The organism is Erwinia sp. STN24 (assembly GCF_041320675.1).
Classification (GTDB): Bacteria; Pseudomonadota; Gammaproteobacteria; order Enterobacterales; family Enterobacteriaceae; genus Erwinia; species Erwinia aeris.
Genome location: NZ_JBGGPM010000010.1, coordinates 71,163 through 89,638, shown reverse-complemented (window position 1 = coordinate 89,638; position 18,476 = coordinate 71,163). Strand labels below are relative to the sequence as shown.

The window sequence follows — 18,476 nt, the reverse complement described above, 5'->3', positions numbered from 1 at the left end:
TACGCTTTCCTCCTTCAGAGTCAACCTCTTTTTCAGAAGTTTTCTCCGGCGATTCAGCTTCCTGAACCTCCTGAGCCGCTGGCCTGTAAGCCGTTGTGCCGTCTCAGTGGTTGCGCATTATAGGGAGTTCTTGACGGCTGACAAGCGTTTATTACAAATAAATGAACGACAGCCGTATTTTTCAACAAAGCGTCCGTTTTTACTTCACATTGCCTGATAAAGCGGCAAATTCATGGGCAAAACGCGTCACCTGCTCCCAGTCGGTATACTCCACTTCTTTACTGGCATCCGTTTCGCCGCCGGTCATCCGCATAATCAGCTGAATCATAAAGCGGTCGAAGAAGCCGTAACGCGGATAGCGCAGCGCGCCCGCGAACACGGCGCAGCAGTCTGGCTGCCACGGCGAGTTCAGCAGGAACTTACGCGTGTAGGCGTTTGTCTGCGGCGTACGCTTCTCCGGCTTGCGCGCGGTCAGGTTAACCGAGAAGAATCCCGAAGGCCTTTTGGTAAGCTCGTTCAGATGCTGCTTAACAAACTTGTCGACCTTAGGATGGAAGTGGCCATAGCGAATAGAAGCGCCGATAAGTACCCTGTCGTACCTGGCCCATTCGATGTTATCCGCCTGAAGGATATTGATCGTATCGCATTCCTGATGCGCTTTGAGCTGGTTAGCTATATAAGCCGCGATTTCACGAGTCTGCCCGTCACGGCTGGAATAAAGAATAAGTGCTTTCATAAGATCCAACTTTTGTTATTCGCGCCAGAAGGTTGGCGTAAACAGAACCAACAGCGTGAAGACTTCAAGACGACCAAACAGCATTGTCAGAATCAAAATCCATTTCGCCGTATCATTCATAGTAGTGAAGTTATCCGCTACTACCCCTAAGCCCGGCCCCAGATTGTTCAGCGTTGCGGCGACGGCGGCAAAGGCTGAAAAATCGTCCACGCCCGTGGCGATAATGGCCAGCATGCTCAGCAGGAACACCAGCGCGTAGGCGGAGAAGAATCCCCATACCGCTTCCAGTATTCTTTCCGGCAGCGCCCGCTGCCCCAGCTTAATAGTGTAAACGGCATTGGGATGCACCAGCCGCTTCAGTTCGCGCGACCCTTGTTTGAACAGCAGCAGGATGCGGATCACCTTCAGGCCGCCGCCGGTCGATCCCGCACAGCCGCCGATAAAAGCAGAGCAAAGCAGCAGTACCGGTAAGAAGAGCGGCCAACGGGCGATGCTGTCGGTAGTGAAGCCTGCCGTCGTCGCCATGGAAACCACCTGGAAAAACGCCTGGTTCAGCGTCTGCAGCCCGCTTTGATAGACATTGTGCGCCCAAAGCACCAGCGTGCAGATGATAACCAGCGTGAACTGCACCCCGATAAACATACGGAATTCCGGGTCGCGCCAGTAAACACGCAGATTACGTCCGCTGAGCAGCGTGAAGTGCAGGCCGTAGTTACAGCCGGAAATCAGCAGGAAAATGGCAATAATGCTGTTAATGGTTGGGCTGTGAAAATAGCCGATACTGGCGTCATGTGTGGAAAAGCCGCCGATAGCTATAGTAGAAAAGCTGTGGCCGATGGCGTCAAACAGCGGCATCCCGGCCAGCCAGAGCGCTAGTGCGCAAATGACGGTTAACAGCACGTAGATCAGCCAGAGCGTTTTTGCCGTTTCGGCAATTCTGGGCCGCATCTTGTTATCTTTCAGCGGGCCTGGCATCTCCGCACGGTAAAGCTGCATCCCGCCGACGCCCAGTATAGGCAGGATAGCCACTGCCAGCACGATGATCCCCATCCCGCCCAGCCATTGCAGCATTTGCCGGTAGAACAGAATGGCTTTGGGCAGGGAATCCAGCCCCACCAGCGTCGTGGCGCCCGTGGTGGTCAGGCCGGAGAAAGATTCAAAGAACGCGTCGGTTAACGACAGGTTAGGATGTTCGGCAAAGATAAAGGGCATCGCCCCGACGCTGCCCAGCACCGTCCAGAACAGCACGACGATCAAAAAGCCTTCTCGCGGCTTCAGCTCGCTTTTCTGCTTGCGGTTCGGCCACCACAGCAGCGAGCCGATCAGTAACGCCATAAAGAAGGTTTGCGTAAAGGCTCGTCCGGCGCCGTCACGGTAGATTAGCGCCACCAGGCCCGGCACGATCATGGTGCCCGAAAACAAAATGACCAGTAAACCCACGATGCGGGTGATGGCACGAAAATGCATGTAGCCTTTCCTTTCCTGACAAGGTGTTAGTCGGTCGGGGCCAGATGGAGCGCCCCTCTGCTGAAATCGGTGAGATTGCGCGTGAAGCCTGCGACCTGCGCATGGGGCAGCGCCAGCGTCAGCGAGACACGCTGTAAAAACTCGCTGTGCAGCAGCTGACCGTTAAAACGGGCGACCATCCTTTCTATTTCCGCCAGCTGCGCATAGTCGCAAACCAGCGTAAAGGTCAGCATGGGCACCTTCCGCGCACGAGGCAGCAATTTTAATGCCTGCTGCACGCCGCCGCCGTAGGCCTTAACCAGCCCGCCGGTGCCCAGCTGTATGCCGCCGTAATAGCGCACCACTACCGCCGTTATCTCGCCCACGCCGCTGCCCATCAGCTGGGCCAGCATCGGTTTGCCCGCCGTGCCGGAAGGCTCGCCGTCATCCGAGAAACCCAGCTGCTGCGAATCGTCAGGCGCGCCCGCTACCCAGGCCCAGCAGTGATGCCGGGCGGCAGGATGCTCGCCTTTCACCTGCTGCACAAAAGCGCGCGCCGCCTCCACGCCTTCGGTATGCGCCAGCAGCGTGATAAAGCGGCTTTTTTTTATTTCCTCGCTGAAGCTGAAGGTTTCAGCGGGGATCTCCCAGGCGTCCATTAATCCAGCTTCAGATCCCGGGTCATGTTTTCCACGCCCTGTTCATGGATCACCACGTTATCTTCGATTCGGATACCGCCATAAGGCTTCAGCGCCTCAATGCGCGCCCAGTCGAAGTGCTGGCTGAATTTGCCTTCGCGCCATGGCGCGAGCAGCGACTCGATAAAGTAGATGCCGGGTTCAATCGTCAGTACCATGCGCGGTTCAAGGATGCGCGTGCAGCGTAAAAAGGGATACTGCTGCGGCGCGGCCAGATGGGTGCAGCTGTCATCCTGCATAAAACCGGCGACGTCATGCACCTGTAGGCCAAGCGGATGACCCACGCCGTGCGGCATAAACGGCCCGGTAAGGTTTTCCGCCACCATCGCCTCTTCGCTCAGCCCTTTGACCAGCTGATGTTTCAGCAGCAGTTTCGCCAGCCGCTGATGCATCTGCTGATGGTAGTCGGTATAGCGCACGCCCGCCTTCAGCGTGGCAATCAGCGCCAGCTCTTCTTCATTCATATCCTGAATAAGCGTCGCATAGTCGCTGGCGGGATCGTAAGCGTAGCTGCGCGTCAGATCCGCTGCATAACCGTTATATTCCGTGCCTGCATCCAGCAGAAAGCTGCGCGGCTGTTCCGGCGGCAATTGATCAAGCTTAGTGTAGTGCAGCACGGCGGCATGTTCGTTCAGCGCGACGATATTGCCGTAAGGCACGTCGATATCGCGATGGCCGGTAGCGCTGAGGTAAGCAATATTAATATCGAACTCGCTCATGCCGGAAAGAAAGGCTTCCTTCGCTGCGCGATGACCGATCACCGCCGTCTTTTGCGCTTCGCGCAGGCAGTAAAGTTCGTAATCGGTTTTATAAGAGCGATGATAATGCAGAAAGTCGATCACCCCTTTTGGGTTGATCGCGGCGGCGTTGATGCCAAGCTGAGCGGCACGCTGCGGCACCGGGCCGATATAGGCAACGTTTTCACGGTTTGTCGGCAACAGCTGGCCGATTTCATCCGCTTTTTTCAGCGCCGTAATCTCCATGCCGTCCGTCCAGAAGCTTTGCGGCAGCGGCTCGACGTTGTGCCAGTAATCCACCGGCGAATAAAACCAGAGCTTCGGCTTGTTGACGCCGTCGACCCACAGCCAGCAGTTGGGCACGGTGGTCACCGGCAGCCAGGCTTTAAACTGCGGGTTTACTTTGAAAGGGTAGTCGTGGTCATCCAGAAAAACCGTCAGCAGTTCGCCGGAATGGATCAGCATGGCATCCAGCTTAAAGCGGGCCAGCACCTGCTGCGCGCGCGCCTGTAGCGTCTTCAGATGCTCATGATAAAGGGCGCTCAACGAGTCCATCACTTTACCTCCGTTAATCACGTAATCAGGCGCATCTTAGCACGGCGAGATCGTTTTGCCGCGCCTGTGATCTTGTTTGCAAATAAGCAAACTCTCGTTTGCAAATAATTAACATCAACTCCACACTCTCGATCATCTGGTATGACCAGATCCCTTTAGCGCGGCAGCAGGAGAGAAGAATGCTTTACCAAGGCGACACCCTGACCCTGAACTGGCTGGAAAATGGTATTGCTGAACTGGTTTTTGATGCGCCCGGTTCAGTTAACAAACTGGATACGCAAACCGTCGCCAGCCTGGGCGAGGCGATAGCCGTGCTGGAGCGGCAGCCGGATCTGCAGGCGGTTCTGCTCAGTTCGCGCAAACCGGCGTTTATCGTCGGCGCGGATATTACCGAATTTTTATCGCTGTTCGCCGCCCCGGAGGAACAGCTGACGCAATGGCTGCATTACGCCAACGCTATCTTTAATCGGCTTGAGGATCTGCCGGTGCCGACCTTGTCGGCCGTACAGGGCTATGCGCTGGGCGGCGGCTGTGAATGTATCCTGGCAACGGATTTCCGTATCGCCACGCCGGACGCGCGTATTGGCCTGCCGGAAACGAAGCTGGGGATCATGCCCGGCTTTGGCGGCTCGGTGCGCCTGCCGCGTCTGCTGGGCGCCGACAGCGCGCTGGAAATTATCGCCGCCGGAAAAGATGTCGATGCGCAAAAAGCGCTGGCGCTGGGCCTGGTGGATGCCGTTGTGGCGGCTGATAAGCTGCGCGATGCGGGCATCGCCATCCTGCGCGAGGCCATTAGCGGCAAACAGCCGTGGCGCGAACGTCGCGAGCCGAAGCTGCAACCGCTGAAGCTCAGTAAAATTGAGGCGATGATGAGCTTCACTACTGCCAAAGGCGTGGTGCTGCAAACCGCGGGCAAACACTACCCTGCTCCGCTGACGGCGGTAAAAACGATTGAGGCCGCTGCTGCGCTGGGCCGTGATGAAGCTTTGCTGCTGGAAACGCAGGCTTTTGTCCCGCTGGCCCGTTCCGACGAGGCGCGTGCGCTGGTCGGCCTGTTCCTTAACGATCGCGCGCTGAAGGCGAAAGCGAAAAAGCTGGCGCAGAATAGCGCGCTACCGAAGCAGGCTGCCGTATTGGGCGCGGGCATTATGGGCGGCGGCATCGCTTATCAGGCGGCCAGCAAAGGCGTACCGGTATTAATGAAGGATATCAATCCGGCCTCGCTGGAACTCGGTATGACCGAAGCGGCCGGGCTGCTGAATAAGCAGCTGACGCGAGGGAAAATTGACGCGATGCAGCTGGCGGGCATCATCGGCGCTATCCATCCAACCCTGAGCTATGAAGGATTTGAACGTGCCGATATGGTCGTCGAGGCCGTGGTGGAAAACCCGCGCGTTAAGGCGGCGGTGCTGGCGGAGACGGAACAGCATCTTCATCAGGATGCCGTTCTGGCTTCCAATACCTCGACTATTCCCATCAGCCAGCTTGCTGATGCGCTGCAGCGCCCGGAAAACTTCTGCGGAATGCACTTTTTTAATCCGGTGCACCGCATGCCGCTGGTTGAAGTGATCCGGGGTGCAAAAACCTCGGACGCCACGCTGGCGAAAGTGGTGGCCTGGGCCGACCAAATGGGCAAGACGCCCATCGTGGTGAACGACTGTCCCGGTTTTTTCGTCAACCGCGTGCTGTTCCCCTATTTTGCCGGCTTCAGCCTGCTGCTGCGCGACGGTGCGGATTATCGTCAGATAGATAAAGTCATGGAAAAGCATTTCGGCTGGCCGATGGGGCCTGCCTGGCTGCTGGACGTGGTTGGCATTGATACCGCGCATCACGCGCAGAGCGTAATGGCTGACGGTTTCCCGAACCGTATGAAAAAGGATTACCGTGATGCCATCGACGTGCTGTTCGAGGCGAAACGGTTCGGACAAAAAAGTCAGGCCGGGTTTTATCGCTGGGAGAAGGACAGCAAAGGTAAACAAAAGAAAATTGTCGATCCCGAAGTCGATAAACTGCTGCAAAGCGTCAGCCAGCCGCAGCGCGTTTTCAGCGATGAAGAAATTGTGGCCCGAATGATGATCCCGATGGTTAACGAAGTGGTGCTCTGCCTGGAAGAAAACATTATTGCCACGCCGGCCGAAGCGGATATGGCGCTGGTTTACGGGCTGGGCTTCCCGCCGTTTCGCGGCGGCGTTTTCCGCTATCTGGATACGCAGGGCAGCGCCCGCTTTGCCAGCCAGGCGGCCTTCTTTGCCGCGCTCGGCCCGCTTTATCAGCTGCCGGCCAGCCTGCAGGAAAAAGCGCAGCATAAAACGCAATGGTATCCGCAGGTTCAACCGGCCGATGACGTCCTGAAAACGGCGTAAGGAAAGAGAAATGGAAAAAGTCGTAATTGTTGATGCCATCCGCACGCCGATGGGCCGCTCCAAAGGCGGCGCTTTTCGCCATGTCCGGGCGGAAGATCTCTCGGCGCATCTGATGCGCTCGCTGCTGAGCCGCAACCCGGCGCTGGCGGCGGCAAGCCTGGATGATATTTACTGGGGCTGCGTGCAGCAAACGCTGGAGCAGGGTTTTAACATCGCCCGTAATGCCGCCCTGCTGGCGGAAATCCCGCATCGGGTGCCCGCTACCACCGTCAACCGCCTTTGCGGCTCCTCGATGCAGGCGATGCACGATGCCGCGCGCGCCATCATGGTTGGCGACGCCAGCGCCTGCCTGGTGGGCGGCGTGGAGCATATGGGCCACGTGCCGATGAGCCACGGCGTCGATTTTCATCCCGGCCTGGGCAAAACCGTGGCGAAAGCCGCCGGGATGATGGGCCTGACGGCGGAAATGCTGGCGCGTATGCACCAGATCGGTCGGGAAAGGCAGGATGAATTTGCCGCCCGCTCGCACCAGCGCGCCTGGGCCGCCACGCAGGCGGGCCACTTTGCTGCGGAGATCGTCGCGACCAGCGGCCATGACGGCGACGGCGTGCTCAAGCGCTATGATTTTGATGAAGTGATCCGTCCCGATACCACCACAGCGGGTCTGGCCGCGCTGAAGCCCGCCTTCGATCCGGTTAACGGCACGGTAACGGCGGGCAGCTCCTCGGCGCTCTCCGACGGCGCGGCGGCGATGCTGCTGATGAGCGAATCACGCGCTCGTGAGCTGGGCCTGAAAGCGCGGGCGCGGATCCGCTCGATGGCGGTTGTCGGCTGCGATCCGTCGATTATGGGCTTTGGCCCGGTGCCCGCCTCCCGGCTGGCGCTGAAGAAAGCAGGACTGAACGTCAGCGATATCGATCTGTTTGAGATGAACGAAGCGTTCGCCGCGCAGGTGCTGCCGTGTATTAAGGAGCTGGGATTGATGGAGGAGCTGGATAACAAAATCAATCTGAACGGCGGCGCTATCGCGCTGGGTCATCCGCTGGGCTGTTCCGGCGCGCGGATCGCCACGACGTTGTTGAACCTGATGGAGCGACGCGACGCACAGTTTGGTCTGGCGACCATGTGTATCGGTTTGGGACAGGGCATCGCTACCGTACTGGAAAGGGTTTGATGCAGCCGCCCGTGACGGGCGGCTTTTTTACGCAATCGTTCCGGCTTAGATAAAGGCGAAGGCGTCGCCAAACATCTGTTCCGCTTTCGCCTCGCGCTCGGCACAGAAGCGTTCGCGCGCGATTTTCGCCATTTCAAAACGGCCCGCGATATAGATCTCGTACTCGGCCAGGCTGCGGTGGTCGTTCATAACCGCCGTCAGCACGGTGCCGCTACGCCCTTCCCAGCCCGGCTCAGGCTGTTCCACCACCGGGATCACCTTCAGGTTCGGGTGCTTCACCGCCAGCGCTTCCAGTTCGTCCATATCGTAGAGGTGCTTCAGTTCACGGCCGCCCCAGTAAATTTCGATATGACGCTCCGGCCGCTGCGCCAGCGCGGTCAGCAGGATCGAACGGGCGTAGGAGAAGCCCGTGCCGCCCGCAATCAGGATCAGCGGACGGTCGCTCTCTTCACGCAGCCACGCGTCGCCGTGCGGAATATCCACGGTAATGCTGCGCTGCTCCTGGATCCGTTCCATCACCGCCATCGCGTAGAGATTGAGTTCCGAAGCGCCAATATGCAGCTCAATAATCTCTTTTTCCATCGGCGTGGAAGCCAGCGAGAACGGGCGTTTGTCGCGCTCGTCCATCACTACCATCAGATACTGACCGGCCCGGAAGCTGAAATCGGCTTCCGGCACCATACGGACTCGGTAAACGGTATCGGTTATCGCCTCTACCGAGATCACTTTACAGCTTAACGTTGTCATGCGTTCCCTCTGTCGGGTCGATTATTTGCCGGGCGCGTTTTTGCGCGTGGGCGACTCACTGAAGATGCCTAACTCGTCCCATATGGCATCAATGCGCGCGGTGACGGCGGGATCTTTGCGAATAGGGCGGCCCCATTCGCGCTGGGTTTCTCCGGGCCACTTGTTGGTGGCGTCCAGGCCCATTTTCGAGCCTAACCCGGAAACCGGCGAAGCGAAATCCAGGTAGTCGATAGGCGTGTTCTCTACCAGCACCGTATCCCTGGCCGGATCCATCCGGGTGGTAATGGCCCAGATAACGTCGTTCCAGTCGCGCGCGTTCACATCGTCGTCACATACGATAACAAACTTAGTGTACATAAACTGGCGCAAAAATGACCAAACGCCCATCATCACCCGCTTGGCATGGCCTGCGTACTGCTTTTTCATCGTAACGATCGCCAGACGATAGGAACAGCCTTCCGGCGGCAGATAAAAATCGACGATCTCCGGGAACTGCTTTTGCAGGATCGGCACGAAGACTTCATTCAGCGCCACGCCCAGCACGGCTGGCTCATCCGGCGGACGCCCGGTATAGGTGGAGTGATAGATGGCGTCGCGGCGTTGCGTAATGTGGGTGACGGTAAACACCGGGAAGTTATCGACTTCATTATAGTAGCCGGTATGGTCGCCATACGGCCCTTCCGGCGCCACTTCGCCCGCCTCGATATAGCCTTCCAGCACGATTTCCGCGCTGGCCGGCACTTCCAGATCGTTGGAGACGCACTTCACGACTTCGGTTTTGGTGCCGCGCAGCAGTCCCGCAAAAGCATATTCAGAAAGCGTATCGGGAACCGGCGTGACCGCGCCCAAAATGGTGGCGGGATCGGCGCCCAGCGCGACGGAGACCGGGAAGCGCTCGCCGGGATGCTGCTGCGTCCACTCCTGGAAATCCAGCGCGCCGCCGCGATGCGACAGCCAGCGCATAATGAGTTTGTTCTTACCAATAACCTGCTGGCGATAGATGCCCAGGTTCTGCCGCTCTTTGTGCGGGCCGCGCGTAACCGTCAGGCCCCAGGTGATCAGCGGCGCGGCATCTTCCGGCCAGCACTTCATCACCGGAATGCGGCTCAGATCGACTTCATCGCCCTGCCAGATTTGCTGCTGGCACGGCGCGTCGCGCAGGCGCTTCGTCGGCATATTCAGCACCTGCTTCCACTGCGGCATTTTGTCGAAAAAGTCGCGAAAACCGCGCGGCGGTTCCGGCTCTTTCAAAAAGGCGAGCAGGCGGCCCACTTCACGCAGCGCCTTCACGTCTTCCTGGCCCATGCCCAGCGCAACGCGATCCGGCGTGCCGAAAAGGTTGCACAGCACCGGCATATTATAGCCTTTGGGGTTTTCAAACAGCAGCGCCGGCCCGCCAGCTCGCAGGGTGCGATCGGCAATTTCGGTCATTTCAAGATCGGGATCGATCTCTTGCTTAATGCGTTTTAATTCCCCGCGCTGCTCCAGCAGGGAAAGGAAGTCGCGTAGGTCGTGGTATTTCATGACTTCTCATCAATACGGTCAGTGAATCGGCCATTATAGGGAGGATTAAGCTCTCGTGCTTAGTTTTTCGCGGCAGGAGGTCGGCGCGCTCACGCTGCGACCGCCAAAAATTTTTTCTTCCGGCATCCCGACTCATCAACCGATCCGCTGATAACTACAGTTAATAAGCTTTATGCTTAACGCTGTCCGTTCATTCATCGCGATTTCAGGCGCCTTCTGGCCTGCATGTTGCTATAACTATCACGCTATTTTTGTTATTCTTAGCGACCCTGTAATTGCAAAGTGACGTTATGGAATCCTGGTATTTACTTTATTGCAAACGTGGCCAGCTTACCCGCGCGAAAGAACATCTTGAGCGCCAGGCGGTGCATTGTCTCAGCCCCATGATTGCCTTAGAGAAACTGGTGCGCGGCAAGCGTACTCAGGTAAATGAGCCGCTGTTCCCGAACTACCTTTTTATTGAGTTCGATCCGGAAGCGATTCATACCACGACCATCAGCGCCACGCGCGGCGTCAGCCATTTCGTTCGCTTCGGCAATCTGCCCGCGACCGTGCCGCAGGACGTGATCGAAGCGCTGCAAACGCAGGCGACGGTAACGCTGCCCGCACCGACGCTACCGCAGCCCGGCGACAGAGTATTGATTACCGCTGGCGCTTTCGAAGGCCTGAAGGCAATTTTTACCGAGCCGGACGGCGAGGCGCGTTCTATGCTGCTGCTTAACCTACTGAATAAGCAGATCGTCCGCAGCCTGGACAATCGGCAGTTCCAGAAACTCTGAGGCTACTGCGCGTTCAGACGGAAAAGCGCTCGCGCATTGCTGTCGCACTGCTGCCCCAGCGTAGCCGCCTCTTCGCCGCGCAGTAGCGCGACCTGTTCCACGATATGTGGCAGAAAGCACGGCTCGTTACGTCGCGATGCAGGGCGGGGACGCATGTCGCGCGGCAGCAAATAAGGCGCGTCCGTTTCCAGCAGCAGCCTGTCAGCAGGAATAAGCGGCATCAGCTCGCGCAGCTCAAGTCCGCGACGTTCATCGCACACCCATCCCGTAATGCCGATATAAAGCCCGGCAGCCAGACAGGCTTCCAGCTCCGCTTTCGTGCCGGTAAAACAGTGTACGACCGCGCCGGGCAGCTTTGGCAGCCAGGGCGTCAGGATAGCGAGAAAGCGATCGTGCGCTTCGCGGCAGTGCAGAAAAACGGGCAGCTGCAGATCGGCCGCCAGCTCAAGCTGAGCATTGAAGGCGTAAGCCTGCTGTTCCGGCCCGCAGATGTTGCGGTTGAAATCCAGCCCGCACTCGCCAATCGCCGCCACTTCCGGGCTTTCCGCCAGCCTTCTTAAGGTGGCGGCCGTTTCCGCCGACCATTCGCTGGCGTGATGCGGATGAACGCCTGCCGTAGACCAGCAGTAGCCGGAACGACGTTTCGCCAGGCTCTGCGCCTGCTGGCTCTCCAGCGCGTTGGTGCCGGTAATCAGAATGCCGGTGACGCCCGCATCAACGGCGCGTTTTACAACCTTGTCGCGATCTTTGGCGAACTGCGTGCTGGTCAGATTGACCCCAATATCAAACATAGCGTGTTCCAAACAGTAACCGCCCTTACGGGCGGTTATTTTTTAATGTGGGCAGGCCTTCGCGGCTACTCCGTCTCCTGGTCACTCTCTTCCCGCCGTAATCCGGTATAGAAACGGGAGAAGAACACGCCGACCTCAAACAGGCAGTACATCGGAATGGCCAGCAGCGTCTGGGAAAGCACATCCGGCGGCGTCAACAGCATACCTACGATAAAAGCGCCGACCAGAACATAAGGCCGCTTCGCCTTCAGTTCCTCCGGCGTGGTCACACCGGTCCAGCACAGCAGCACGATAGCAATCGGCACCTCGAAAGAGACGCCAAACGCCATAAACAACGCCATTACGAAATCGAGATAGTTATTGATATCGGTAGCGATCTGCACGCCGTGCGGCGCGGTTTTAGCGAAGAACCCAAAGGCCAACGGGAAGACAACAAAGTAGGCGAAAGCCATCCCTATATAGAATAGGAATGAACTGGAAATCAACAGCGGCACCACCAGCCTGCGTTCGTGGCGGTAAAGCGCGGGCGCGATAAAGGCCCAGATTTGGTAAAGGATCACCGGTACCGCAAGGAAGACGGAAACGATCATGGTCAGCTTGACCGGCGCGAAAAAAGGCGAAGCCACGTCGGTCGCGATCATGCTGGCGCCCGCTGGCATCTGCTCGATCAGCGGCGCGGAAACCAGCTGATAAATATCGTTGGAAAAGTACGCCAGGCAAAGGAAAATCGCCACCACGGCGATAATGCAGTTCAGCAGGCGCTTACGCAGCTCAATCAGATGGCTGATAAGCGGTTGGGTATCTTCAACAGCCATGTTTAGCGTTCATCCGGTTGGGTGGTGGAAACAGGCGCACGGCTGGAAAGCGTCGGCGCTTCGTCTTTAACGGCCTTTGGCTTTTCAGGCGCGGCGGCAGGCGCCGTATTCGACGCGGCGTCCGGCTTTCCGGCGGCGGTTTCATAAGGCGCGCTGGCGGCGGCAGGCGCTTCAGCAGCCCTGGCCGTCGCGGATTTTGCTACGGCCGCATCGCTTGCAGCAGACGAAGCAGGTTCAGCGACCTGGGCTACCCCGCTTGCGGCAGGTTCGGCAACGTGAACCGCAGCGGACGGTGCTACAGCCGCATCGCTTGCGACAGGCGAAACAGTTTCAGCAACCTGGGCTACACCGCTTGCGGCAGGTTCAGCAACGCGAACCGTAGCAGAGTGCGCTGCTGCCATATCGCTCGCCGCAGGCGAAACATGTACGACTGGCGTATGCTGTTCCTGCTGCACCGCAGGCTGTGGCGCTGCACTGGTTGCTGCCTCTGGCGCCTGCGCCGGGGCGCTGGCCTGATGATCGGCCGCAGCAGGCGTCACGCCTTCATGAGAATCCTCGGCGTTTTTCACCAGCGGATTGTGGATAGTGTTAGCTTCGTCGTCCGCTTTTTCGTTCTCGCCCAGATAGGTACGCTTCATGGATTCCGCCGACTGCTTCAGCTCTTCCATCGAGGCTTTCAGCTCCGGCGACAGGCTGTTTTTACTGGCCTCTTCCACCTTCTTCAGGCTGTCCTGCAGCTCCTGGAGTTTCAGCTCCTGCGCCAGTTCGTTTTGCACATTAGCCGCCAGCGAGCGCAGCGCGCGGATCCAGCCGACCACGGTTTTTACCGCAACCGGCAAACGCTGCGGACCCAGCACTACCAGCCCGATAATAAACACCAGAATCAGTTCACTAAAACCTATGTCGAACACGGCTTACACCTTGTCGTTCTTAACGTCTTCTTTCTTCGCTTCTGCGTGCTGTTTGTCGGCCAGAGTGGCTTTAAAATCAGCATCGTCGGCATGTGTTTTTGGCTTTTCGTCATCGTCGCTCATGGCTTTTTTAAAGCCTTTGATTGATGAACCGAGATCGGAACCCAGCCCGCGCAGTTTCTTCGTGCCGAAGAGCAGCACAACGATTACGGCAATAATTAACAATTGCCAGATACTAATACCGCCCATAATTTTGCCTCAGATGTCAGTTAATGCAGGTTTCGCAGTATATAAGCCGGGCTGACCGCGCGCAAAGCGCTGCCAGCCCCTCTTTACCTTTCATGACAGTCAGTCGGTTTTACGCCAGCCGACCAGCCAGCTTACCAGACCGCCAGCGACCATAACCGCCGACAGCAAATCCCACTGCGGTCTGGTCAGCAGAATAGCCGTGCCGCTCAGCAGCAGCGTGGCGCCAATACCGAACAGATAGCGCGACTGATGATGCCGCACCCGGTCGTTGCGCAGATCGTAAGAAAGCTTATCGACGCTGTGCTGCAGATGCTTGTGCCGCTTCAGGCTTTCGTAAACCAGCTCCGGCAGCTCCGGCAGTTTTTCCGCCCAGAACGGCGCTTTTTCTTTCAGCGCGCGCACGATAGCCGGAATGCCAATCTGATCTTTGATCCAGTCTTCCAGGAACGGCTTGGCGGTTTTCCACAGGTCTAGCTGCGGATAAAGCTGTCGTCCGACGCCTTCCACATACAGTAGAGTTTTCTGTAACAGCACCAGCTGAGGCTGCACTTCCATGTTGAAGCGGCGCGCCGTATTAAAGAGGTTCAGCAGCACGTGACCGAAGGAGATTTCCGCCAGCGGCTTTTCAAAAATCGGTTCGCAAACGGTACGAATAGCGAACTCGAAATCCTCTACGTTGGTATCCGCCGGCACCCAGCCGGAATCAACGTGCAGCTCGGCAACCTTGCGGTAATCGCGGTTGAAGAAGGCGATAAAGTTCTCCGCCAGATACCGCTTATCTTCTTTATTCAGCGAGCCAACGATACCGCAGTCGATACCGATATATTGCGGATCTTCAGGATGCTCATAGCTGACAAAAATGTTGCCCGGATGCATATCGGCGTGGAAAAAGCTGTCGCGGAACACCTGGGTAAAGAAGACCTGCACGCCGCGCTCGGCCAGCAGCTTCATGTTGACGCCGCGCTGTTCGAGCTGCACCACATCGGAGATTGGAATGCCGTAAATGCGCTCCATCACCAGCATGGTTTCGCTACAGTAGTCGGAATAGATTTCCGGCACGTAAAGCATGTTGCTGCCTTCGAAATTACGGCGCAGCTGAATGGCGTTAGCCGCTTCGCGCAGCAGGTTCAGTTCGTCTATCAGCGTTTTTTCGTAATCGGCCACCACTTCCTGCGGACGCAGGCGGCGCCCGTCCGGTAACAGGCGAGGCACCCAGGCCGCCATGCGGTTGATCAGCTTCATATCGGCTTTGATCACCGGCAGGATATCCGGACGAATAACCTTAATGACCACTTCCCTGCCGTTTTCCTTCAGCGTGGCGGTGTGTACCTGCGCGATGGAAGCGGAAGCAAGCGGCGTGATCACAAAGTCATCAAACAGGGTTTCCACCTTGCAGCCAAGCGACATCTCAATCTGTTTTTTCGCCTGTACGCCATCGAAAGGCGCGACCTTGTCCTGCAGCATCGCCAGCTGATCGGCGATATGCGGCGGAAAAAGATCGCGTCGCGTGGACATCATCTGACCAAATTTGATCCACACCGGGCCAAGCTGCTCCATGGCTAACCTGATACGCTCGCCAAGCTGACGCTCTTTGTGCAAATTAGGCATCCAGAACAGCGTCCGGCGCCACAGGCGCAGCGGCAGCGCCAGCCGGGTTTTTGGGATTAGCTCATCCAGTCCGTAGCTCAAAAAGATACGGATAATAAAATAGAGACGACGTATTTCTCCGAGGGTCATTTGCCCTCCAGTTGTTTAAGGCGGGTTTCCAGCGCAGCCAGCTCGCGAGCGGCGGCGTCGACTTCTTCAGCAAACCAGGCAAGCTCCAGGCCGCCCGGCGCCAGGCGCCACTCTTCCGTCAGCGCCTGACCCAGATAGCTCTGTTTACGATCAAGATTGCCGCGCACCAGCTGCAACCCGCGACGGGCGGCCTGGCTGATGCCCTGAGCGGCAATATCGCCAATCCAGGGCGCGAGATATTCGGCAGGGTCAAGCTCGGCCAGATCGATCAGCGCGGAGAACTGCTGGACGACCTGTAGATCGCCCTCAACCTCCAGCTCGCCGCTGCGGATCAGGCTGGTTAACTGCTGACGATCGCGCAGCTTGCGCAGCGTCGCCAGACGGGTTTTCACCTTGCAGTCCGGCGTGTCGCACCAGTCGCCCAGCACATCGACCTGTTGGTCGCTGAAGATAAAGATCAGCGGCTGCTTCAGCTCGGCCAGCTCAATGGCCAGGCTGCGGCCGTTAAGACGCTGACGCGCGGCTTTCAGGCCGCGATCGCGATAAAGGATCTGATTGAGCGCCGTTTCCAGCCCTGCGGTTAACAGCGGCGTTAAGGTCATTCGCTATCCTGTTCAGAACTTGAATCCGCGGTGCAGCGCAACGATGCCACCGGTAAGATTGTGATAGGTAGTATTCTCGAAGCCGACATCATCCATCATCTGCTTTAACGTATCCTGATCCGGATGCATTCGGATAGATTCGGCCAGATAGCGGTAGCTTTCGGAATCTTTCGCCACCAGCTCGCCGATACGCGGCAGCACGTGGAATGAGTAGGCGTCATACGCCTTGCTTAGCGGCTCCAGCAGCGGTTTGGAAAACTCCAGCACCAGCAGGCGTCCGCCCGGCTTCAGCACGCGGAACATCGAGGCCAGCGCCTTCTCTTTTTCGGTGACGTTACGCAGGCCGAAAGCGATAGTGATGCAGTCGAAATGATTGTCCGGGAACGGCAGCGCTTCGGCGTTAGCCTGCACGTAGTTCACGTTGCCGATAATCCCGTTGTTACGCAGTTTCTCACGGCCTACTTTCAGCATGGAGCTGTTGATATCCGCCAGCACCACTTCACCCGTTTCACCCACCAGGCGAGAGAATTTAGCGGTCAGATCGCCGGTACCGCCGGCCAGATCCAGGACGCGCTGTCCGCGACGCACGCCGCTGCAATCGATAGTAAAACGTTTCCAGACACGGTGGATGCCGAACGACATCAGATCGTTCATCAGGTCATATTTGGCCGCAACGGAATGGAAAACATCAGCCACCATTTCAGCTTTGTCGCTTTTCGCTACCGTGCGAAAGCCGAAGTGCGTGGTATCCTTTGATTCATCTGCCATTTGTTTTGCCTGCTCTGCAATCAGTTATCTGCCAAGTGTATCAGAGTCCCGCAGGCCAGGCACAGCCTTGCGGGTTATTCATTAACTCGGGCCGCGCCTGGCCCGGTTTGCGTCGCCAGATACGCGACATCTTCCTCATCTTCGTTCTCTTGCTCGTCAGCCTCATCCGGCATCGCCTGCGCGACCAGGCGGGGATTAATAGGCCGCTTGATGGCCACGCCCAGCTGCCGAAAACTTTCCGTCTGCGCGATCAGGTTGCCCCGCCCTTCCGCCAGCTTCTTCATGGCCTGACGATAGCTTTCGCTGGCCTTATCGAGGCTTTGCCCCATTGCCGACATGTCGTCGACAAACAGGCGCATTTTGTCATAGAGCTTAGCCGCTCTGTCGGCGATGCGCTGGGCATGACGGCTTTGGTGCTCGTAGCGCCACAGGTTATTGATGGTGCGTAGCGCCACCAGCAGCGTGGTGGGGCTGACCAGCATGATGTTTTGACCCAGCGCCTCGTTGATCAGTTCCGGCTGACGATCAATAGCGACCAGAAAAGCGGGTTCGACCGGAATAAACATCAGCACGTAGTCCAGCGATCGCAGGCCGGGCAGCTGCTGATAATCTTTGCGGCTCAGCAGGCGGATATGGCTGCGAATGGCCGCAACGTGCTCGCCGATGGCCGTTTCGCGCGTGGCTTCATCTTCGCCGTTGAAATAGCGTTCGTAAGCCACCAGCGTCATCTTCGCGTCGATCACCACGTCTTTGCCCTGCGGCAGACGCACAATCACGTCCGGCTGCATACGGGCGTTATGCTCCAGCTGAATATTGACCTGGGTTTCATATTCGTGCCCTTCCCGCAGGCCGGAGGCTTCCAGCACGCGGCTGAGCACGACTTCGCCCCAGTTTCCCTGCATTTTATTGTCGCCCTTCAGGGCCTTGGTCAGGTTAATCGCTTCCTGCGCCATTTGGGCATTGAGCTGTTGCAGATTGCGGATTTCATGAGAAAGCGTATGGCGCTCGCGCGCCTCCTGGCCGAAGCCTTCCTGAACCTGGCGACGAAACCCTTCCAGCTGTTCGCGCAGCGGCGAGAGCAGCCCGTCCAGGCTCTGGCGGTTCTGCTCATCGACGCGGCGGTTGCTGTGTTCGAAAATACGGTTGGCAAGGTGTTCAAACTGCGCGTTCAGCCGCTGTTCGCTGTTGACCAGCAGGCGCTGCTTCTCTTCCGCCGCCATTCTGCTCTCTTCAAGCCGAATGGTGACCTCGCGCAGTTCCGCCTCCTGGGCGCTGTTGATCTCCAGCTGGGTGCGCAGTTCGCGCGCCAGCTGTTCGGCCTCGCCGCGCCAGTGGTCAAGCTGGGTGAGTTTCTCCTGGGTAGCGGCGAGCGTGCCGTGCAGCTGACGCAGCTCCAGCTCCTGCTGTTTTTGCGCCTGCTGCTGCTGGCTCTGTTGCTGCGTCAGGCGATCGCGCTCCTGCTTCAGCTGCTCGCTGGCCTGTTGCAGCAGCCTGCGCTCCGTTTCCTGGTGCGCCGCGCGCTGCTGGCTGTGATACCAGGCGATAAGCCAGCCGACCAGCGCGCCCGCCAGGCCTGAGCCAATGCCGTAACCGATTATTGCATCCACGCGCCTTCTCCCGTCCAGGCTTCTCTGGCAGAAAAGGTAAGGGCAGGCCGTGGCAATGTCGAGTTAAAAAGCGCGATGTAACGGGATCGAGGAGGTTTTCATCAGGATGTCAGAGACGGCTCGAAAAATTTACCGTGGGTAGCGCTAGGGCGAAGCCATTAAGGGAGCCGCGCTCCCTTAATGAAGGCTGAAGAAGTTAGCGAAACTGGTCTCAACGGCCAGGCCAGAGGTTAGCGA

16 protein-coding genes and 1 pseudogene are annotated in these 18,476 nt (G+C 57.9%); 3 read left to right on the top strand and 14 right to left on the bottom strand.

The window, feature by feature from the left end; all coding sequences use genetic code 11:
* Positions 1-199: 199 nt before the first annotated feature.
* The 4 genes from hemG to pepQ are packed head-to-tail and all read right to left on the bottom strand — an operon-like array spanning position 200 to position 4,172.
* Positions 200-736 (bottom strand): menaquinone-dependent protoporphyrinogen IX dehydrogenase, encoded by a 537-nt coding sequence (gene hemG / locus ACA373_RS21365; protein ID WP_253457320.1) that lies wholly within the window; start codon positions 734-736, stop codon positions 200-202.
* A 15-nt stretch (positions 737-751) separates the two neighbouring features.
* Positions 752-2,203, bottom strand: coding sequence for a Trk system potassium transporter TrkH (gene trkH / locus ACA373_RS21360; RefSeq protein ID WP_125290673.1), 1,452 nt, complete (start codon positions 2,201-2,203; stop codon positions 752-754).
* Positions 2,204-2,229: 26 nt separating this feature from the next.
* Entirely contained in the window at positions 2,230-2,841 is a 612-nt protein-coding gene (locus ACA373_RS21355; RefSeq protein WP_253457317.1) for an IMPACT family protein, read from the bottom strand.
* Positions 2,841-4,172, bottom strand: coding sequence for a Xaa-Pro dipeptidase (pepQ, locus tag ACA373_RS21350; RefSeq protein ID WP_370735046.1), 1,332 nt, complete (start codon positions 4,170-4,172; stop codon positions 2,841-2,843). The genes ACA373_RS21355 and pepQ overlap by 1 nt, the downstream gene beginning before the upstream one ends.
* Positions 4,173-4,351: 179 nt before the next feature.
* Between pepQ and fadB the strand changes: the two genes are divergently transcribed.
* Both fadB and fadA read left to right on the top strand, forming a co-directional pair.
* Positions 4,352-6,535 carry a fatty acid oxidation complex subunit alpha FadB gene (fadB, locus tag ACA373_RS21345; protein WP_370735044.1) on the top strand — a complete coding sequence of 728 codons (2,184 nt, stop codon included), beginning with the start codon at positions 4,352-4,354 and terminating at the stop codon, positions 6,533-6,535.
* A gap of 10 nt (positions 6,536-6,545) precedes the next feature.
* Positions 6,546-7,709 carry an acetyl-CoA C-acyltransferase FadA gene (gene fadA / locus ACA373_RS21340; RefSeq protein ID WP_301253060.1) on the top strand — a complete coding sequence of 388 codons (1,164 nt, stop codon included), beginning with the start codon at positions 6,546-6,548 and terminating at the stop codon, positions 7,707-7,709.
* A gap of 45 nt (positions 7,710-7,754) precedes the next feature.
* Here fadA and fre read toward each other — a convergent pair whose 3' ends face one another.
* Together fre and ubiD are read right to left on the bottom strand one after the other, a co-directional pair.
* Positions 7,755-8,456 carry an NAD(P)H-flavin reductase gene (fre, locus tag ACA373_RS21335; RefSeq protein ID WP_253457309.1) on the bottom strand — a complete coding sequence of 234 codons (702 nt, stop codon included), beginning with the start codon at positions 8,454-8,456 and terminating at the stop codon, positions 7,755-7,757.
* Between the two features lie 21 nt (positions 8,457-8,477).
* Positions 8,478-9,980 carry a 4-hydroxy-3-polyprenylbenzoate decarboxylase gene (ubiD, locus tag ACA373_RS21330; RefSeq protein ID WP_253457306.1) on the bottom strand — a complete coding sequence of 501 codons (1,503 nt, stop codon included), beginning with the start codon at positions 9,978-9,980 and terminating at the stop codon, positions 8,478-8,480.
* Positions 9,981-10,270: 290 nt separating this feature from the next.
* Here ubiD and rfaH point away from each other — a divergent pair, with 290 nt between their 5' ends.
* A complete protein-coding gene (gene rfaH / locus ACA373_RS21325) occupies positions 10,271-10,759 on the top strand; it encodes a transcription/translation regulatory transformer protein RfaH (protein WP_253457303.1) in 489 nt (162 codons plus the stop codon).
* Positions 10,760-10,761: 2 nt separating this feature from the next.
* On the opposite strand, the gene tatD is transcribed toward rfaH, so the two are convergent.
* The 8 genes and pseudogenes from tatD to rmuC form a co-directional block, all read right to left on the bottom strand.
* Positions 10,762-11,550 (bottom strand): 3'-5' ssDNA/RNA exonuclease TatD, encoded by a 789-nt coding sequence (tatD, locus tag ACA373_RS21320; RefSeq protein WP_253457301.1) that lies wholly within the window; start codon positions 11,548-11,550, stop codon positions 10,762-10,764.
* A 65-nt stretch (positions 11,551-11,615) separates the two neighbouring features.
* Complete coding sequence (gene tatC / locus ACA373_RS21315) at positions 11,616-12,365, bottom strand: Sec-independent protein translocase subunit TatC (RefSeq protein WP_253457299.1); 750 nt, start codon at positions 12,363-12,365, stop codon at positions 11,616-11,618.
* 401 nt (positions 12,366-12,766) lie between these two features.
* Positions 12,767-13,276 (bottom strand): annotated as a pseudogene (gene tatB / locus ACA373_RS21310) (Sec-independent protein translocase protein TatB); the annotation flags it as partial.
* Between the two features lie 3 nt (positions 13,277-13,279).
* On the bottom strand, positions 13,280-13,525 hold the full coding sequence (gene tatA / locus ACA373_RS21305) for a Sec-independent protein translocase subunit TatA (protein WP_125290683.1): 246 nt from the start codon (positions 13,523-13,525) through the stop codon (positions 13,280-13,282).
* Between the two features lie 99 nt (positions 13,526-13,624).
* Positions 13,625-15,262: a ubiquinone biosynthesis regulatory protein kinase UbiB gene (gene ubiB / locus ACA373_RS21300; RefSeq protein ID WP_253457296.1), complete on the bottom strand. Its 1,638-nt coding sequence runs from the start codon at positions 15,260-15,262 to the stop codon at positions 13,625-13,627.
* A complete protein-coding gene (locus tag ACA373_RS21295) occupies positions 15,259-15,864 on the bottom strand; it encodes an SCP2 domain-containing protein (RefSeq protein ID WP_125290685.1) in 606 nt (201 codons plus the stop codon). The genes ubiB and ACA373_RS21295 overlap by 4 nt, the downstream gene beginning before the upstream one ends.
* Before the next feature lie 12 nt (positions 15,865-15,876).
* Complete coding sequence (gene ubiE / locus ACA373_RS21290; protein ID WP_125290686.1) at positions 15,877-16,632, bottom strand: bifunctional demethylmenaquinone methyltransferase/2-methoxy-6-polyprenyl-1,4-benzoquinol methylase UbiE; 756 nt, start codon at positions 16,630-16,632, stop codon at positions 15,877-15,879.
* 74 nt (positions 16,633-16,706) lie between these two features.
* Complete coding sequence (gene rmuC, locus ACA373_RS21285; protein ID WP_301253054.1) at positions 16,707-18,239, bottom strand: DNA recombination protein RmuC; 1,533 nt, start codon at positions 18,237-18,239, stop codon at positions 16,707-16,709.
* Between the last annotated feature and the right edge of the window lie 237 nt (positions 18,240-18,476).

What these genes read in the sequence shown, in the direction of transcription:
- ubiD (WP_253457306.1), bottom strand. Translation starts at nt 9,980, where the DNA reads ATGAAATACCACGACCTACGCGACTTCCTTTCCCTGCTGGAGCAGCGC.
- pepQ (WP_370735046.1), bottom strand. Translation starts at nt 4,172, where the DNA reads ATGGACTCGTTGAGCGCCCTTTATCATGAGCATCTGAAGACGCTACAG.
- fadA (WP_301253060.1), top strand. Translation starts at nt 6,546, where the DNA reads ATGGAAAAAGTCGTAATTGTTGATGCCATCCGCACGCCGATGGGCCGC.
- ubiB (WP_253457296.1), bottom strand. Translation starts at nt 15,262, where the DNA reads ATGACCCTCGGAGAAATACGTCGTCTCTATTTTATTATCCGTATCTTT.
- tatC (WP_253457299.1), bottom strand. Translation starts at nt 12,365, where the DNA reads ATGGCTGTTGAAGATACCCAACCGCTTATCAGCCATCTGATTGAGCTG.
- tatA (WP_125290683.1), bottom strand. Translation starts at nt 13,525, where the DNA reads ATGGGCGGTATTAGTATCTGGCAATTGTTAATTATTGCCGTAATCGTT.
- hemG (WP_253457320.1), bottom strand. Translation starts at nt 736, where the DNA reads ATGAAAGCACTTATTCTTTATTCCAGCCGTGACGGGCAGACTCGTGAA.
- ACA373_RS21295 (WP_125290685.1), bottom strand. Translation starts at nt 15,864, where the DNA reads ATGACCTTAACGCCGCTGTTAACCGCAGGGCTGGAAACGGCGCTCAAT.
- rfaH (WP_253457303.1), top strand. Translation starts at nt 10,271, where the DNA reads ATGGAATCCTGGTATTTACTTTATTGCAAACGTGGCCAGCTTACCCGC.
- ACA373_RS21355 (WP_253457317.1), bottom strand. Translation starts at nt 2,841, where the DNA reads ATGGACGCCTGGGAGATCCCCGCTGAAACCTTCAGCTTCAGCGAGGAA.
- fre (WP_253457309.1), bottom strand. Translation starts at nt 8,456, where the DNA reads ATGACAACGTTAAGCTGTAAAGTGATCTCGGTAGAGGCGATAACCGAT.
- fadB (WP_370735044.1), top strand. Translation starts at nt 4,352, where the DNA reads ATGCTTTACCAAGGCGACACCCTGACCCTGAACTGGCTGGAAAATGGT.
- trkH (WP_125290673.1), bottom strand. Translation starts at nt 2,203, where the DNA reads ATGCATTTTCGTGCCATCACCCGCATCGTGGGTTTACTGGTCATTTTG.
- ubiE (WP_125290686.1), bottom strand. Translation starts at nt 16,632, where the DNA reads ATGGCAGATGAATCAAAGGATACCACGCACTTCGGCTTTCGCACGGTA.
- tatD (WP_253457301.1), bottom strand. Translation starts at nt 11,550, where the DNA reads ATGTTTGATATTGGGGTCAATCTGACCAGCACGCAGTTCGCCAAAGAT.